We start from the raw sequence: 16,813 nt of genomic DNA, 5'->3' as shown, positions 1-16,813 counted from the left end.
GGGGGCTGCGGTGCGCCGGGAGGGACGCCTACACCGGGGCGCGGCGGCGGTCCGGGCCGTTGCTGCTGCGGGAATTCACCCGAACGATTCGCCTGGCCGGGCGGTCGTTGACGTGGAGCGGGTCCGCGCCCTTGGGGGTCGCCCTGGGGCGGGCGCTGCTGATCCGGGCGGTAGTCGGCCGGGCGTGGTTGACCCTGTGCCGGGCGGAACCCGGCCGGTGGCTGTTCAGTGGGGCGACCGGGAGCCGGCGCGGCGCCGTGATCCGGCCCGGGACGGTATCCGGCCTGTTCGGGACGCACCCCGGGCCGAGCACCTGGCGCAGCGGGATGACGTGGCGCGCCGGGCAGATCCACCGCGGGCCGATTCCCCGGCTGACGAAATCCACCGGGCTGTTCGAACGCCGGATCACCGGGGCGTACCGGCGGTCGGCCATCGCGAGGTGCGGCGTCCGGTCGATGACCAGGCGCGCCGGGCCGCCGATCCACGTGCTGTGCGGCCTCGTCGCGGTCGGCGTCCTGTCCGGCCGTCATCCCGCGTTCCCACGGAGCACTGGGCGCCCGGCGCAGGGTCGGGTCGTCGTCGTGGTCACGCCGATGAGCGGAATCATCGTCGCCCATCATGCCTCCTGTACCCGGCGTAACCCGCGAATCCCGCCGGTCCGATGAGCGTTTCGCTCACCAGTGCCACTCTCGTCCTTGTCTGTCATGGTGCCCTGACCGCGCGTCAGGCGCGGGTGTTCACTGCCGTTGCAGCCGCTGACGTGCCCGCCGCAGTCGACCCGCCCGTTCGACCGTCTCCGGGGTGAACCCTTCGTCGGCGGGGTCGGGCTGTCCGCGGAACCGCCGCAGCAGTCGGCGCCCGGCCAGCAGCAACAGCAGTATCGCGGCACATGCGGTAATTATGGCCAGGGCCTGACCGTAGGCGTTCGAGCGCACCGAGACCGAGGTCGCCTCTCCTAGCGCTATCCCGTCTGGGGTGGTAAGGGCGATCGGAATGACCAGCTTACGGCTGTCGCTCACCTCGGTCGGGATCTGGAACGACCGGGTCCCGGACGGCGGAAGCAGCTGTTCGCCGATATCGGTGATGTTCGTCTCGGCAGGCGCTTCGATCCGGAACATCACCCGGATGGCGACGGGCAGTTCATTGCGCGCCACCAGCAACAACGGGCTCTGCTCGGAGGCCAGCGTGTACACCCCGCCCGGTGGCAGCACCGAGACCGAGGAGAACATCGTGTCCAGTTCGCGGGTCGCCTGGTCGATGCGCCGCTGGGCGTGCAGGTCGGCGAGCGTGTCGTTGTCGGCCCTGCGGTCGGACAGGCTCAGCGCGCGCAGCAGATCCTCGCGTGCCGGGGTCAGGAACGCGTGCGGGGTGAGCTCGGATTCGGGCAGTTCGACCAGCGCGCGCATCAGCTCGGTCACCCGGGCGCCTTGGTCGTGCACCGGTCCGATGAACTGTTCCGGCGCGGCGTCCTGGGCGGCGCGCGGCAGATACTCCAGCGCGAACGGCCGCGGATCGGGTGCCTGCGTGACGAGGTCGGTGAAGCTGCGCGGGCTGGCGAGGTTGTTGCGGGTGAGCAGTTCGACCTGCTTGAGCAGCGCGACGCCCTCCTCCCGGCTGGCACCCCACTGCTGCGGTGGCATCAGCAGCTGCGAGCGCGGCCGGTCCGGCGACGGATTGAGCGCACTCCAGGCCATCGCGCCGAGCGCGTCCTGCAACCGGGCCGCGCGTGAGTCGTTGGTGACGTCGAAACGCACCTTCGACGGTGTGAACGACGGCGTCGGGGGGTTCGAGCCGACCGCGGCCAGCGCGGTCGCCGACCAGATGTCGAAGGTGGTCACCCGCAGCGCGGGATCGGTCCCGGCGGCGGCGCCGGCGGGCGGTTCCACGCTCACGCCCGGCACCCGCACGACATCGGGCGCGGACTGTTCCCCACCGACGACCACATCGGGCGTAAGCGTGGTCGGAGCGGAGGTGAGCGCGTTGTCGGTATCGGCGGGCGACCCGTCACCCGACACCGCGGAACCGGCCAGCACCGCCGTGCCGTATCCGTGCTCGCGCAACAACAGCCCGGCCGGATCGTCGATGCTGCCCGAATCGGGCAGGCTCACCCCGCGCAGCGACTGCGTGCCGAGGATCGAGTCCACGACGTCGGCGGGCGCGAGCAGTGCCCGCGCCGACAGACCAGGATCGTTCACCGCGGCCAGTGCCGACACGTCGACCTGCGCGAACGGGAGGGCCACCGTGCACATCGACCCGGCCAGCGCGCGCAACCGGTCGAGCCAGGCTTGCGCGTTGGCCGCCCCGGTCCCCTCCCTGGTCGCCCCGCTCGGATCCGACGGACTGGCCAGCACCCGATAGCCGCGCGTCATCGTCTGCACGGTCGAGACCAGGTCGGGATCGATGGCGATACACACCGATCCGGCCACACTTCTGTCTTTGCCCGGTGCGGGCACCACCGATTCCAGCGCGGCGACGAGCTGTTCGAGGCGCCCGCCCTTGCCGACCGAGGCCGCCAGTTCGTCATCGAGCAGTTCGGCCTGGCCGTTCACCGAGCCGGGCTTGCCCGCGACCATGCGCGGCCGGTCGGCCAGCGGCCAGATCATCGTGGTCGCGATCGGTGACGCTTCCGGCGGCGGTGTCACCGCCGGTTCCGCGCTGCCGTCCACACCGGTGGGCGGCAGTCCGAGGACGGGGAGCAGGAAGCGCGCGTCGTCGAGCCTGGCCTGGGTGCCGTAGGCGGGTTCACCGTTGACGTTGAGCAGCAGCGGATACACCCCGGGATCGGTGAGCCCGAGCGATGCCTCCGAGCCCGCGCGCAACGCGATGCTCACCGAGAACTGTTTGCGCTGACCGGGACTCAACTGCGGCGCCACATCCTGGAACGGACCGGTCACCTCGTAGTTCACCTGGTCCAGCCGTAGCGAACTGCGCAACCCACTCGGCGAAGCCACCGCGGCGGCCCGTTGGATCCGCACGCTCACATCGTCGACGACCCGGTCGCCGATATTGGTGACTGTGCCGGAGATGGTCAGCTTCGGGTCGCTGCCGGTGGTGACCGTGCCCGGCGCCACCGCGTCCAGGGTCAGCTTGAGAAACTTCGGCGTTCCCGACCCGTCCGTTTGAGCGTGCGCGACCGCGGGCAGCAGCGTCATCGAACCCAAGATGGTCAGGACCGCCGTGATCAGCCGGATCAGTCCACCCGTCATCGCTTGCCGGTCTCCATCCGGTCGATCAATCGGTTCGCCACTTCGGCCAACCGCCGTTCATCGGCGTAGGCCAGTCGGGAATCCAACTCGCTCAACGGAACCCACGCAACCTGGGTCACTTCGACGTCGGCGTCGGACAGCTCACCGCCCAGACACCGCAGCAGAAAATGGTGCACGGTCTTGTGTACCCGTCTGCCCTCGGTGACGAACCAGTAATCGATGCTGCCGAGCTCGGCAACCACTTCCCCGTCGATTCCGGTTTCCTCGGCGACTTCGCGGATCGCGGTCTGCTCGGAGGTCTCGCCCTCTTCGATATGCCCTTTGGGCAGCGACCACAACAGCCGTCCGCGACGGTCGGTGCGCCCGATCAGCGCGGCGGTGCGCTGTTCCTTGGGGCCGTCGAGCCCTTCGACGACCAGGCCGCCCGCCGAGGTTTCCCGGACGGTGCGCATGCGGGGTTTGCCGGCGTTGTTCGCCGAACCGCGCCGCCGCGGCTGGCGGCGTCGACTGTTCGCGCGATCGGCCGGAGGAGACACCTCGCCAGCTTAGCTGGGTTTGTTTTTGCGGCACCTGCGGTGCCGCGGGGTTTGCGCCCCCTGGTGTCCCGCAGTTGGGGGTGCTCAGAGGCGGCAGGGGCGCAATCGATTGGACCGGGTCGGTAAAGTCGACGTTCGTGGTTTCCCCCGATGTTGTCCCTGATGCTGTGGCGGATCGTCGTGCTCGCCTGCTGGCGGGGGCGGCGGTGACTTTGGGGCAGCTCAATGATGTTTTGGCGCCGTTGGGGGCGATGTTCGCCGAGAAGGGGCACAGTCTTTATCTGGTCGGTGGCAGCGTGCGTGACGCGGTGCTCGGCCGGCTCGGCAACGACCTGGATTTCACCACCGACGCGCGGCCGGAGGTCGTGCAGGAGCTGATGCGTGGGTGGGCCGACCACCTGTGGGATACCGGCGGCTTGGCCTTCGGCACGGTCAGCGCGGCCAAGAAAGATCAGCAGCTCGAGATCACCACCTTCCGCGCCGATACCTACGACCGGGTCTCGCGTAATCCCGAGGTCACCTTCGGCGACTCACTCGAGGGCGACCTGGTGCGCCGCGATTTCACGGTGAACGCGATGGCGGTCAAGATCGCCGCCGACGGGTCGCTGGAATTCGTCGACCCGCTCAACGGGATCGAAGCGCTGCTCGAAGGCGTGCTGGATACTCCTGCGGCGCCACAGGATTCGTTCGACGACGATCCGCTGCGGATGCTGCGGGCCGCGCGCTTCGTCGCCCAGCTGGGTTTCGAGGTCGCGCCGCGGGTGCGTGCGGCGATCATCGAGATGGCCGATCAGATCGACCGGATCACCGCCGAGCGGGTGCGCGCCGAACTCGACAAACTGATCGGCGCCGACCACCCGATCGACGGCATCAACCTCATGTGCGACACCGGACTGGCGCAGCGCGTGCTGCCCGAGGTGCCCGCGATGAAGCTCGAGATCGACGAGCACCACCAGCACAAGGACGTGTACCAGCATTCGCTGACCGTGCTGCAGCAGGCGATCGACCAGGAGGAAGGCGACGCCGACCTGGTATTGCGCTGGGCGGCACTGCTGCACGACATCGGCAAGCCCGACACCAAACGCAACGAGCCCGCGGGCGGCGTGAGCTTCCACCACCACGAGGTGGTCGGCGCGAAGATGGTGCGCAAGCGGATGCGAGCGCTGAAGTACCCGAAGGCGTTCACCGAAGAGGTTGCGCGCCTGGTGTTCCTGCACCTGCGTTTCCACGGTTACGGCAAGGGACAGTGGACGGATTCGGCGGTGCGCCGATACGTCACCGACGCCGACGACCTGCTCGAACGCCTGCACAAGCTCGTGCGCGCCGACTGCACCACCCGCAACAAGCGCCGCGCCGCGGCCCTGCGCTCGACCTACGACGAGCTGGAGGAGCGGATCGCGGCGCTGCGCGAGCAGGAGGACCTGGCCCGGGTGCGCCCGGATCTGGACGGCAACGCGATCATGGAACTGCTCGGGCTGCCGCCGGGGCCGCAGGTCGGTAAGGCATGGAAGTACCTGAAGGATCTGCGACTCGACCGCGGCCCGATGACCCGCGACGAGGCCGAAGCCGCCCTGCGGGAATGGTGGGCCACGCAGAACTGATCAGAAGACGATCAGCGTTGTTCCCGCGATGATGGCGTCGCGGATCTGGGTCAGGTCGAACGAGCCGGTGGTCTCGGGCAGTTCGAGCCGGAATTTCACCACGTCACCGCGCCGGTGCGCGTAGGAGATGCTGGCCCGGTTGGGCAGGTCGTCGAGCAGTAGCGCGGGCGCGGGCACCACGCGTTTGGGGAGCCGGATGCCGTACCAACTGGCCTTGCGGATGTCGAGGGTGAGCAGGTTGTCGTAGACCTGCCCGTCGACGACCGCCCGCATCTTGCGCGTGCGATGCGTCGCGACGATCTGTCCGCGCTGGTCGAGGCGCACCCGCCAATCCAGGTTCTGGGCGTCCACCCAGTCCGCCAGCGCGCCGATGCCGATGGCGCCCTCGATGTCGAGCTGCTGGACCCGGACCTTGGTGGGCACACCGGGAATCAGCCGCACACCGTGCGCGACCACGGTGACCGTGTCGAACGGATGTGAGTCCCAGACCAGGTTCGACAACACGGTCTTGCTCTGGAAGTGAGCGCCGCGTCTGCGCAGCTTGAACGTGTCGAGGGTGGCGGTGAGGTCGTGCCCGAGCAGCGTGGCACTGATCTCCTGGCCGCCGAAACGGCTGAGGATGCCCTCGCTGAGCACGGTCATCAGCACATCGGGCATGAGCGCGGTGACGGTGCCGGAACCGAGGTCGGCGACGGGGTCGGCCCAGGACGTGGTGAAGCCGAGCCACTGGTCGATCCATGACGGGTCGAGCAGACGTTTGCCCATATCGACAGCGCCTGCCAGTGACCAGGACTTCGGATCGAAATACGTGGCCATGATGGCTCCGAGCGTACTTGGCCGCGTCGCCGGTGGCCATGAAGTGTGACCCGATTATGGGATATCACCACCGGTTGCTTCCGAAGGTGCGGAGTTGTTTTCTTGTTACATCCGAATCTGCGGACATATCCTGATCGGGTGGCGAAACTGCGAATCAAGGAAGCGGCCGATCTGCTCGGCGTCAGCGACGACACGGTGCGTCGCTGGATCGACACGGGCGCCCTCACGGCGACCAAGGACGCCGCGGGCCGCCTGGTGCTGGACGGCCGGGAGCTGGCCGAACACGCCGTCGACCAGGCACGCACGCCACACACCCAGGTGGGTAGTGCCAGCTCGGCACGCAATCGGTTTCCGGGTCTGGTCACTCGCGTGGTGACCGACACGGTGATGGCACAGGTGGAGATGCAATGCGGTCCTTTCACAGTGGTTTCGCTGATGAGCAGCGAATCGGTGCGCGAGCTGGGGCTCGAGCCGGGCAGCGTCGCGCTGGCGAGCGTCAAGGCCACGACAGTGGTGGTCGAGAAGGCCGCCGAATGATCGGCCGGGTCGCGCTCGGTGCCGCGCTGGTGCTGGTTACCGTGAGTGGTTGCGGGAGTGGCGATACCGAGCAATCCACGCTCACCGTGTTCGCCGCGGCGTCGCTGAAGAGCGTGTTCACCGGTTTGGAGAAGGACTTCGAGACCGCCAATCCCGGTGTGGATGTGCAGTTCTCGTTCGCCGGTTCGTCGGACCTGGCCGCCCAACTCCAAGCGGGAGCTCCCGCTGATGTTTTCGCCTCGGCCGACCAGCCGACCATGGACAAGGCGGTCCAGAGCGGCCGAATCACCGCGGCCCCGGCCACTTTCGCCACCAACGTCCTCACCTTGGTCACCGCACCGGGAAATCCCAAGGGCATCACCGGAATCAACGACCTCGCCGACGCCACCCTGGTGGTCTGTGCTCCCCAGGTTCCGTGCGGCCGGGCGACGAAGAAGGTCGCCGACGCCGCGGGCGCCACGCTGCGTCCGGTGAGTGAGGAGTCCTCCGTGGCCGATGTTCTCACCAAGGTGACCTCCGGCCAGGCCGACGCCGGCTTCGTCTACGTCACCGATGCGTCCGCCGCGGGCGCGAAGGTGGGCGTCGTGGCGGTGCCCGAGGCGTCGGCGGCCGTGAACTCGTATCCGATTGCCGTGGTGGCGGATTCGAAGCAAGCCGCGAACGCGCAGAAATTCTCCGAACTGGTCACCGGCCCCACCGGTCGGGCAGCCCTGGCCGCGGCGGGGTTCGGCGCGCCGTGATCGGTGTCGGCATCGGCGGCGCAGGCGGACCCGGCATCGCCGCGTGTTGCGCGGGCCGTGCCCGGTCCTGCTGGTTGGCTGGTGTCGTGAAGATTCCGGATCGGCCGGGGGTCGGTGTCGCGTGAGCACCGGGTTGCCTCGGTGGTTGCCGGTGCCCGCCGTCATCGGGTTCGCGCTGGTGGTGCTCCCGCTGGCCGCGTTGGCCTGGGGAGTGGAGTGGGGTCGGTTCGTCGAGCTGGTGAGTACCGAAGCATCAAGGGACGCACTGTGGTTGAGCCTGCGCACCGCGACCGCGAGCACCGTGCTGTGCCTGGTGTTCGGGGTGCCGATGGCGGCGGTGCTGGCCCGGGCCCGGTGGCCGGGGATGCCGGTGTTGCGCGCTCTGGTGTTGTTGCCCTTGGTATTACCGCCGGTGGTCGGCGGTATCGCGCTGCTCTACACCTTCGGCCGACGGGGGCTGCTCGGCGAACACCTGGAAGCCGCGGGGATTCAGATCGCGTTCAGCACGACCGCGGTCGTGCTGGCGCAAACCTTTGTGGCACTGCCCTTTCTGGTGCTCACCCTCGAAGGGGCGTTGCGGACGGCGGGTAGCCGCTACGAGCAGATCGCCGCGACGCTGGGTGCGGGCCCGAATACGGTCTGGTGGCGGATCACCCTGCCCCTGCTTCGACCCGCGCTGATCTCCGGCGCGGTCCTCGCCTTCGCCCGCGCCCTAGGCGAATTCGGCGCCACCCTCACCTTCGCGGGCAGTCTCCAAGGCCGCACCCGCACCCTCCCGCTGGAGATCTACCTCCAGCGGGAAGCCGATCCCGACGCTGCCGTCGCCCTGTCGGTGGTGCTGATCGTCGTCGCCGTCCTGATCGTCCTGCTCGCCTACCGCCGCACCAGTCCGATCCCCGGCACCCAGCTGCGCAGCGGCGCCGGTGCTCCGCGAGCGATCGGCGGCGTGAAGTGACCGAGGAATCCGCGCTCTCGCCCGCTGCGGCGTCGAACCGTCCGACCGGTCTGTCGGTATCGGCGCGGATCGCCGCCCGCGATCTCGACGTGCGGATCGACGTCGCCCCGGGCGAGGTGCTTGCCGTGCTCGGCCCCAACGGTGCGGGCAAATCCAGTCTGCTCCAGGTGATCGCCGGGCTGATCGTCCCAGACGAAGGCCACGTACGACTCGGCGATCGCAGCCTTACCGACACCGCCGAAGGCATCGCGCTACCGCCACATCGACGCGCCGTCTCCCTCCTCGCCCAGGATCCGCTCCTGTTCCCCCACCTCAGCGTGCGCGACAACGTCGCGTTCGGCCCGCGCAGCCGCGGCGCGAGCACCCGCACCGCCCGGAAAATCGCGGAAGGCTGGCTGACCGCGGTCGACGCGACCGCCTTCGCCGACCGCCACCCCGGTGCCCTCTCCGGCGGCCAAGCCCAGCGCGTCGCCCTGGCCCGCGCCCTCGCTGTCGACCCCGACCTGCTGCTCCTCGACGAACCCATGTCGGCGCTCGACGTAGACGTGGCCCCGGCCATGCGCACCCTGCTGCGTCGTGTCCTGCGCGACGAACCCGGCCGCGCCCACCCCCGATGCGCCGTCCTGGTCACCCACGACATCATCGATGCCATCACCCTCGCTGACCGCCTCGTCGTTCTGGAGGCGGGCCGGATCGTCGAGTCCGGCCCGGTCGCGGAGGTGATGTCGCATCCGCGCAACCCCTTCGCCGCCCGCGTCGCCGGCCTCAACCTCCTGCGCGGCACCGGGGTCGAGTCGGCGCTGCTGCCTGCGTCGGCTCCATCCTGGGATCAGCCGAGTTCAGCGGACCAGCCAGGTGCCGACGAACCGGCGATGCCGCGTACGCCCCTCGACGAGCAGGCCCCGGCCTTCGGGACTGTGCTGGTCGAAGACCTCGGCGTCGACGGCCGCGTTGTCGGGGATTTCGTACCCGGTGCCCGCGCGGCCGCGGTGTTCTCCCCGGCCGCGGTGTCGGTCTTCCGCACCCGGCCCGGCGGCAGCCCACGCAACGTCTTCACCGTCGACATCGCGGAGATCACCGACCGGGACGGCATCGTCCGAGTCCGCGGTGACGCACCGCGGGCTCCCGGCCTGTGCGCCGATCTGACCCCGGCGGCCGTCGCCCAACTCCAGCTCACCATCGGTGCGCGGGTGTACTTCGCGGTGAAGGCCACCGAGGTCCGCGTGTACGCCTGCTGAACCACGCCCCGGGTGATAACGGTATGAATCTGTGCGTTCATGCTCGAAATACCGGGGTACATTCCCGGCGAGTGACCCGCGAAGACCGGAGGGCATCACATGCCGCTGGACCTGAACAGTGATCTGGGCGAGGGCTTCGGCCCGTGGCGGATGGGCGACGACGCCGCCATGCTCGACATCGTGACCAGCGCGAACATCGCGTGTGGTTTCCATGCAGGCGATCCGGCCACCATGCGCCGCACCTGCGAACTCGCCGTGGCCAAGGGGGTGCGGATCGGCGCGCACGTCGGCTATCGCGATCTTGTCGGTTTCGGCCGCCGCGATATCGCCATCGCCCCGGCCGATCTGCGCGACGAGGTGCTCTATCAGATCGGCGCGCTCGCGGCCTTCGCGCGGGCGGCGGGCGACCGGGTTCGCTATGTGAAACCGCACGGCGCGCTCTACCACGCGGCCGCCCGCGATCGCCTGCTCGCCGAAGCCCTTGTCGCCGCGGTGGCCGAAGCCGAACCCGGTCTCGCGCTGCTCGGACCGGCGGGTACCGAACTGGAACGGGCCGCTCAGCGGGTGCGTTTCGTCGGTGAGGGATTCGCCGACCGGGCTTACACTGCAACGGGTTCGCTGGCCCCGCGCGGAGTTGCCGGGGCGGTGCTGTCGGCCGACGACGCCGTGGCCCAGGCGACAACTCTTGCGCTGTCGGGGACCGCGCGTACCGTAGACGGTCCCGGTACGGTCGCCGTGTCCGTGGCCAGCGTGTGCGTCCACGGCGACTCTCCGGCGGCCGTCGAGATGGCCCGCCGGATCCGGGGGGCGCTCGACGAAGCCGGGATACCGGTGGAGCCGTTCAGCTGAGGGGTGGGAGGCACGATGGACATCGATTGGAACGCGCGGATCCGGCCCGCGGGTGACCGCGCCGTGCTCATCACCCTCGACGACCCGCGCCCGGTACAGCGGTTGGCCTCCGCGCTGCGCGTGCACGCGATAGCCGGTGTCGAGGATGTGCTGCCCGCGGCGGAAACCGTGCTGGTCACCATGCATTCGGTGAGTTATGGCGTGCAGGTCCGCCGTGAACTCGTCGCGCTGCTCGACCGGCTGGATCACGAGCCACCGCAAGCGGATTCGCCAGATGTTTCCCGTGGAACAGTGCCGGATACCGAGGCGGTCGTGGAGATCCCGGTGCACTACGACGGCGCGGACCTGCCCGAGGTGGCCCGGCTGCTCGACCTGTCGATCCCGGAGGTGATCGCGGCGCACACCGGCACTGTCTGGCGGTGCGCGTTCGTCGGTTTCGCGCCCGGTTTCGGCTACCTCACCTCGCCCGACGGCAGGCTCACGGTGCCACGCCGCACCCATGCCCGCACGGCCATCCCGGCGGGCGCGGTGGCGCTGGCCGGCGGATATTCGGCGGTCTACCCGCGCGGCACGCCGGGCGGTTGGCAGTTGATCGGCACCACCGATCTGCGAATGTGGGCGGTGGACCGCGATCCACCCGCGCTGGTGCGGGCGGGTTCGGCGATCAGGTTCGTCGCTTCCGAGGAATAGCTGCTTCGGCGGAAAATCAAGGGCTGCTCAACGGTGCGCCGCCTCGACAGCGAATCGGGGAGAGATCGAATGCTGATCTTCATCGAACGGGTGGGGCCGCTCGCGACAGTGCAGGACCTGGGCAGACAGGGCTGGTTCGATTCCGGCGTCGGCCAGGCGGGTGCGGCCGACCGCGGGTCGCTGCGGCTGGCGAACCGGCTGGTCGGCAATCCGGAGAACTTCGCCGCCATCGAAGCACTGCTCGGCGGCCTCGCCCTGCGAGCCGACGGTCACCTCACCGTCGCGGTCACCGGCGCGCCCGCCCCCGCCACCGTCGACGGCACCCCGGTCGGGCATGCGAGTGTGCTCGAACTCGACGAGGGCCAGGTGCTGCGACTCGGCCTCGCGAACACCGGTCTGCGCAGCTACGTGGCGGTGCGTGGCGGAATCGATGTGGCCAAGGTGCTGGGTTCGCGTAGCCGCGACACCTTGTCCGGCATCGGTCCCGACCCGCTGGTGGTCGGCACGCAGTTGCCGGTCGGTCCCCCGCCGCGCACCCTGCCGACCGTGGAATTCGCGCCGGTTCCGCTGCCGCCGAAAGTGCTCACGGTCCGAGCGTGTCCGGGCCCGCGCGCGGACTGGTTCACCGATCCCGATCAGCTGTTCCGCGGTTCCTGGATCGTTTCCACCGACACCGACCGGGTCGGCGCCCGGCTGGATCGCGCCGACGGACCCCCGCTGGTGCGGTCGATCGGCCGCGAATTGCCCTCCGAGGGTGTAGCGCTGGGCTCGGTGCAGGTGCCACCGAGCGGTCAGCCCGTCGTCTTCCTGGCCGATCACCCGATCACCGGCGGTTATCCGGTGATCGCCGTCGTCCTCGATGCCGATGTCGACCGTGTCGCGCAGGCTCGCCCCGGCGACCGGCTGCTGTTCGTAGCGGCGTCCTGACTCAGCGCGGCGGATTCAATCGCGCGTGCATGAGGTACACGTTGTAGCTGTCCCACGCCGACATCGTGAAGTAGAGGTCGTGCGCGGTCGACCAGGGATGGATGAACCCGCCGTACGCCTTCGGATACATCTCGGTGGACACCAGCGGCACGGTCGAGGTCCAGGCGCCCTGTGGCTGGCCCGCGGTCCGCAACACGATCTGGCTCGCGGCCGAATCGAGATAGACCATCTGCCACTGCCGGCTTTCCTCGTCGAACCGCACCGACAGCTCGCTGGCCATCCCGTTCACGAGCGGTGTCGCCGAGTTCTGCGCCGCGGGCGCCCAATTGCCGTCCACCCAGTACTGATAGGCGGTCTTGTTGAGCACGTCGGCCTTGCGCACCCTGGCCAGGCCGATCATCCCGATCCGGCCGTTGGGCGTGCCGAACATGTAGACGTAATCCCCGTGCGGCACCATCGCCGCCACCTGGAACTGCCCGAGACCGAACATGTTCTCCCAGCGGGCATGCTGATCTTTGGTCCAGGTCGAGCCGCCGTCGTCGGAGTAGGCGAGTCCGCCGTAGTTCGTCATCCACATGCCGGGGATCTTCGACCAGTGGTTCACCGACATGTAGCTCATGAACTGCCGTTTGCCGAGCGCGAACCCCGAGGTCGGGATCGTGGTGGTCTCCCAGTTCTTGATCTTGCGGCTGCCGAGGAGTTCGGCGGCGTGACAGGGGCTGTCCTGCACCATCGAGTCGATGGTGATGCCGTCGTTCAGATCCTTGTCGGTGCTGTAGGCCAGCACATTCGATCGCCAGTCGGCGCCGTCGGAGCCCGCGCCGCCGTAGGCCCAGCCCTCGCCGAAGGTGTCGCCGAACACCATGGCCACCTTGCCCGGTTCGGTTTCCCAGAACAGCCCGAGGTCGGTGCCGTCGACCTGCCAGCGCATATCGGTCCGGTTGGTCGAGCCGTGTCCGGTGACCTGGTCCACGAGGCGGACGGATTCCACCTTCGCGGGCGCGACCGGCGCCGCGAGCGGGCCACGTTCGATCGGCCGGATCACCGGTTCCGGCGCTTCCTGGGCCGGTTCGCTCTCGCCGCCGGGCACCGGGATCGGAATCGGCTCGATCTCCGGGTTGATCCTGATCCGCGGCAACGCGATCGCCGATCCGGTCGAGGTGGACTCGTCCGAACTTTCGGGTTCGGGTTCCGGCGTGTCACGGACCTCCGGGCACGGATTGCGGCACGGATCGGTGGGCAGCGGAACCTGTGCGACGCGCGTGTTGTCGTGCGGCGGGTCGGGAATCGGTACCGGCGTCAGCTGCGGCACCCAGACGGGGATGTCGATGCTCGGCGGCAGGACCGGCGCCGGCGGTGCGGCGGGGTCCGGCAGCCGGTTGACCGGGTCGAATCCTGTTTCTCCGCAGAGATTCACCGGCGGGGGCACCCACGGCAGTGGGCCCGCCTGCGCGGGGACGGCGAGGATGGCGGACAGCACCACACCCACGGCGGCAGTTCCGTGCGATACCGGTCTTGCGCGCATCTGGCTCCCTCGAATCGGTGTCGGCGAGGAACACCTGTGATCTTGTGAGAACTTACCGGAACCGATCGCTGTTGCCGTGCGTCCAAACACATGTGAACGAAATCGAGTACGTCTTCGGAACCGGCGACGCGGTCGTGCACCACTGGTCGAGCCACGACGAACTGGCCGACACGAGCGTCGTCGACGCCCTCTGGATCGATTACGACACCGGGATCGACCACGACACGCTCCTCCCCGATATCCCGCTGGCCACCGCCGATCACCGCACGGTGCTGGCCCAGGAAACCGCGGGCACGCTCAGCAGGCCACCCTGGCTCGACGGGAATTGAGCGCGATGGCCGCGATGCCGAGGGCGTACACCCCGGCGCCGGCCAGCACCACCCCGATCGAACGTCCGTCGGCCGGGATCACCAGCGCGGTCACCGCGATCGCCAAGACGAAGCAGACGTTGAAAACCGTGTCCTGCAGGGCGAATACCTGCCCGCGCTGGTCGTCGTCGATGTCGATCTGCATGCTCGCGTCGCCGGTGAGCTTGATCGTCTGCCCGGCGAGGCCGAGCCCGAACGCGCCTGCCAGCAGCAGCCGGTGCGCGTTGTCGACCGCGGGACCGGTGGCCAGCGCGATGGGCGTCACGAGCGTGAGTTGCACGATCACCGCCGTCGAGAGCCCCACCAGTACCGTGCGCGGCCTGCCGAGGCGCGGAATCAGGATCGGCGCGCCGATCGCGGCCAGCAGCATGCCCGCCGCCGCGAAGCCGATCGCGACCCCGAAGCCGACCAGCCCGCCGCTCATCTCGGTGCCGTCGGTGGGCTGACGCAGCACCAGCACCATGATCAGCGTGTTCATCCCGAAGACGACGCGATGCGCGCCGATTCCGATCATCGCCGTGGTCACCTGGGCCGAATGCCACACGGCCCGCGCGCCGGTGCGCAGACCGGTCGCGATGGCGTGCACGGTGCTCTCGGTCCCCGCCGAGCCGCGGTCGGGACCGAGCACATGCGGGCGGAACCCCAAGGCCAGCACCGCGCCGACCAGCGAGCCGATCCCGCTCAACGCCACCGCGACCGCCGAGGCCGCGTCACCCGCGCCGATCAGCGCGATCACCGCCACCGACGCCGCGGCGCCGATCCCGGCACATACCGAGGCCACCGTCGCCAGCACCGAATTCATCGGCACCAGCCAGCGCTGTTCCAGCACGCGCGGCAGCGCCGCCGACACACCGGCCAGCACGAACCTGCTGATCCCCACCGTCGCCAGCGCCAGCACCAGCAGCGGCGTCTCCCCCACGCCCACGAACAGCCCGATCGCGGCCACGCCGATCAGCACCGCCCGCGCCACACTCGCCACCAGCAGCACATTGCGCCGATCCCATCGATCCAGCAGCGCGCCCGCGTACGGCCCGAGCACCGAATACGGCAGCAGCAGCACCGCGAAACCGGCGGCGATGGCCAGCGGATCGGTCTCGCGTTCCGGGTTGAACAGGATCGCGCCCGACAGGGCCGCCTGGAACATCCCGTCACCGAACTGCGCGGCCAGCCGCAGCAGGGCCAGACGTGGCACCCGCGGGTTCCGGCGGACCACCTCGCGGGTGTCGCGAAGCAGATGTCTCATCGAGATCGGCTGCTCATCCGCCGTATTCGAGCCGTCAGGGGGATGAGTCGACACGTCATGACCATAGTGGTGCCAGAATTGAAGGGTGACGCCCACATCGACGACACCGCCGCGGATCGAACTACACCGCGGTGGCGACCGGATGAAGACGCGGATCCCGTGGCTCGACTCCAAGCATTCGTTCTCCTTCGGCGAGCACTACGACCCCGACAACACCCATCACGGGCTGCTGCTGGTGAACAACGAGGACGTGGTGCTGCCCGGCGAGGGCTTCGACACCCATCCGCATCGGGACATGGAAATCGTCACCTGGGTGCTCGGCGGCAGCCTCGTGCATCAGGATTCGCTCGGCCACAACGGCGTCATCTATCCGGGCCTGGCCCAGCGGATGAGCGCGGGCACCGGCATCCAGCACTCGGAGAAGAACGATTCGTGGCGCCTCGACGGCAAGACCCACGACGAGCCGGTGCACTTCGTGCAGATGTGGGTGGTTCCGGATGAGCCGGGCGTCGACCCCGGCTACCAGCAGCTCGAGATCGACGACGAACTCGCGCGCGGCGATCTGGTGACGGTCGCGTCGGGCCTACCCCGCTATCGCGACCGCACGGCCATCGCGATCAATTCCTCACATGCCGCCATGCACGTCGCCAGGATGACGGCCGACAGTCCCGGCGTCACCCTCCCCGATGCTCCCTACCTGCATGTTTTCGTCGCACGCGGTGAGGTCGACGTCGAGGGTCTCGGCACCCTGTCCCAGGGCGACGCGATTCGGCTGACCCGCTCCGGTGGTCAGTTGATCCGTCCGCACGGCGACGCCGAGGTGCTCGTCTGGGAGATGCACGCGCGCCTCGGCGGCGGGTAGCTCAGGCTGAACCCGGCTGCCGGGTCAAGGTCGCCGACTTGGCATTTGTCCTGGTAGCGGCGACGATCTGCGCGAATTCGGGTCGGAAGTCGCCGTCTGGCGCCTGCATCCAGGTGCGATATCCGCTGCGCTCGTCGGCCGGCGACGGCAGCACCACCTCGCTACCGGGCAGGGCGACCGAGGCGCAGACCCGGAACAGCTCGGCGAACAGCACGGTGTCGAGGTAGGAATTGTCTACCGGGCCGGTGAGGAAGGTCCAGCGACCGGAGCGCGGGTGGGCGATGATCGGCCCGCAGCGCAGGCCCCGCGTGACGAGCAGCCCGCGGACCCGTTCGCCCAGCGTCGACGGCATCACCACCGCGCCGACCGAGCCGATCTCGAGCACGATCCGCCCCAGCGCCGCGTCGACGACGCCGTAGAGGCCATGGTGCTTGCGGTATTGGCGACAGCGCGCCAAAGCATCCTGGGTGGCCGAGTATTCCTCGGCCGCCGTATACCCGCCCTTGTCCTCATCGGTGTGCAACGTGCTCATCACGACCTCGTCTCTGTCGACGGTGGTTCGATGTAGCTGTGAGTTCGCTCGATCGGGGCGAAACTCGGTGGGTGGTGGAGCATCACGACCGGGTGGCGCGGGAAACTTTTTCATAACGGCAGGACGTGAGAGAAAAAGACCGTTCCGGACAGCCTATAGCCGCACAACCATGCTGACAATAGTCAGTA

General features: G+C 69.0%; 17 protein-coding genes. 11 read left to right on the top strand and 6 right to left on the bottom strand.

Annotation, left to right across the window (positions count from 1 at the left end; translation table 11 throughout):
- Window positions 1-131 precede the first annotated feature (131 nt).
- Complete coding sequence (locus ACWFRF_RS10925) at window positions 132-665, top strand: hypothetical protein (RefSeq protein WP_452449751.1); 534 nt, start codon at window positions 132-134, stop codon at window positions 663-665.
- Between the two features lie 72 nt (window positions 666-737).
- On the opposite strand, the gene ACWFRF_RS10920 is transcribed toward ACWFRF_RS10925, so the two are convergent.
- Both ACWFRF_RS10920 and ACWFRF_RS10915 read right to left on the bottom strand, forming a co-directional pair.
- Window positions 738-3,206, bottom strand: a complete 2,469-nt coding sequence (locus tag ACWFRF_RS10920; protein WP_452449749.1) for a DUF6049 family protein — start codon at window positions 3,204-3,206, stop codon at window positions 738-740.
- Window positions 3,203-3,658, bottom strand: a complete 456-nt coding sequence (locus ACWFRF_RS10915) for an NUDIX hydrolase (protein ID WP_228536794.1) — start codon at window positions 3,656-3,658, stop codon at window positions 3,203-3,205. The genes ACWFRF_RS10920 and ACWFRF_RS10915 overlap by 4 nt, the downstream gene beginning before the upstream one ends.
- A gap of 221 nt (window positions 3,659-3,879) precedes the next feature.
- On the opposite strand from ACWFRF_RS10915, the gene ACWFRF_RS10910 reads away from it, so the two are divergent.
- Window positions 3,880-5,343, top strand: a complete 1,464-nt coding sequence (locus ACWFRF_RS10910) for a CCA tRNA nucleotidyltransferase (RefSeq protein WP_452449747.1) — start codon at window positions 3,880-3,882, stop codon at window positions 5,341-5,343.
- On the opposite strand, the gene ACWFRF_RS10905 is transcribed toward ACWFRF_RS10910, so the two are convergent.
- A complete protein-coding gene (locus ACWFRF_RS10905) occupies window positions 5,344-6,159 on the bottom strand; it encodes a hypothetical protein (protein ID WP_378989365.1) in 816 nt (271 codons plus the stop codon).
- 138 nt (window positions 6,160-6,297) lie between these two features.
- On the opposite strand from ACWFRF_RS10905, the gene ACWFRF_RS10900 reads away from it, so the two are divergent.
- From ACWFRF_RS10900 to ACWFRF_RS10870, 7 genes are all read left to right on the top strand, one after another.
- Window positions 6,298-6,696, top strand: coding sequence for a TOBE domain-containing protein (locus ACWFRF_RS10900; RefSeq protein WP_378653545.1), 399 nt, complete (start codon window positions 6,298-6,300; stop codon window positions 6,694-6,696).
- A complete protein-coding gene (modA, locus tag ACWFRF_RS10895) occupies window positions 6,693-7,436 on the top strand; it encodes a molybdate ABC transporter substrate-binding protein (protein ID WP_452449744.1) in 744 nt (247 codons plus the stop codon). The genes ACWFRF_RS10900 and modA overlap by 4 nt, the downstream gene beginning before the upstream one ends.
- A gap of 121 nt (window positions 7,437-7,557) precedes the next feature.
- A complete protein-coding gene (locus tag ACWFRF_RS10890; protein ID WP_379315135.1) occupies window positions 7,558-8,391 on the top strand; it encodes an ABC transporter permease in 834 nt (277 codons plus the stop codon).
- Complete coding sequence (locus ACWFRF_RS10885) at window positions 8,388-9,629, top strand: sulfate/molybdate ABC transporter ATP-binding protein (RefSeq protein ID WP_452449742.1); 1,242 nt, start codon at window positions 8,388-8,390, stop codon at window positions 9,627-9,629. The genes ACWFRF_RS10890 and ACWFRF_RS10885 overlap by 4 nt, the downstream gene beginning before the upstream one ends.
- A 99-nt stretch (window positions 9,630-9,728) precedes the next feature.
- Window positions 9,729-10,478 carry a LamB/YcsF family protein gene (locus tag ACWFRF_RS10880; RefSeq protein WP_378989361.1) on the top strand — a complete coding sequence of 250 codons (750 nt, stop codon included), beginning with the start codon at window positions 9,729-9,731 and terminating at the stop codon, window positions 10,476-10,478.
- Between the two features lie 15 nt (window positions 10,479-10,493).
- Window positions 10,494-11,168, top strand: coding sequence for a 5-oxoprolinase subunit B family protein (locus ACWFRF_RS10875; protein ID WP_378989360.1), 675 nt, complete (start codon window positions 10,494-10,496; stop codon window positions 11,166-11,168).
- Window positions 11,169-11,237: 69 nt separating this feature from the next.
- Entirely contained in the window at window positions 11,238-12,095 is an 858-nt protein-coding gene (locus ACWFRF_RS10870) for a 5-oxoprolinase subunit C family protein (RefSeq protein ID WP_378989359.1), read from the top strand.
- Window position 12,096: 1 nt separating this feature from the next.
- On the opposite strand, the gene ACWFRF_RS10865 is transcribed toward ACWFRF_RS10870, so the two are convergent.
- Window positions 12,097-13,620, bottom strand: a complete 1,524-nt coding sequence (locus ACWFRF_RS10865; RefSeq protein ID WP_452449739.1) for a DUF4185 domain-containing protein — start codon at window positions 13,618-13,620, stop codon at window positions 12,097-12,099.
- 92 nt (window positions 13,621-13,712) lie between these two features.
- Here ACWFRF_RS10865 and ACWFRF_RS10860 point away from each other — a divergent pair, with 92 nt between their 5' ends.
- Entirely contained in the window at window positions 13,713-13,949 is a 237-nt protein-coding gene (locus ACWFRF_RS10860; RefSeq protein ID WP_387446039.1) for a hypothetical protein, read from the top strand.
- Here the strand turns inward: ACWFRF_RS10860 and ACWFRF_RS10855 are convergent.
- Window positions 13,918-15,231 carry an MFS transporter gene (locus ACWFRF_RS10855; RefSeq protein WP_387446040.1) on the bottom strand — a complete coding sequence of 438 codons (1,314 nt, stop codon included), beginning with the start codon at window positions 15,229-15,231 and terminating at the stop codon, window positions 13,918-13,920. The two genes, ACWFRF_RS10860 and ACWFRF_RS10855, sit on opposite strands and share 32 nt — an antisense overlap.
- Before the next feature lie 142 nt (window positions 15,232-15,373).
- Between ACWFRF_RS10855 and ACWFRF_RS10850 the strand changes: the two genes are divergently transcribed.
- Complete coding sequence (locus tag ACWFRF_RS10850) at window positions 15,374-16,093, top strand: pirin family protein (protein WP_378989548.1); 720 nt, start codon at window positions 15,374-15,376, stop codon at window positions 16,091-16,093.
- Window position 16,094: 1 nt separating this feature from the next.
- Here the strand turns inward: ACWFRF_RS10850 and ACWFRF_RS10845 are convergent, their stop codons facing one another.
- A complete protein-coding gene (locus tag ACWFRF_RS10845) occupies window positions 16,095-16,625 on the bottom strand; it encodes a hypothetical protein (RefSeq protein ID WP_378989354.1) in 531 nt (176 codons plus the stop codon).
- Window positions 16,626-16,813: the final 188 nt, after the last annotated feature.

The sequence above is a fragment of the Nocardia sp. NPDC055165 genome (assembly GCF_053606985.1).
This window is presented reverse-complemented; position numbering and strand designations above follow the sequence as displayed.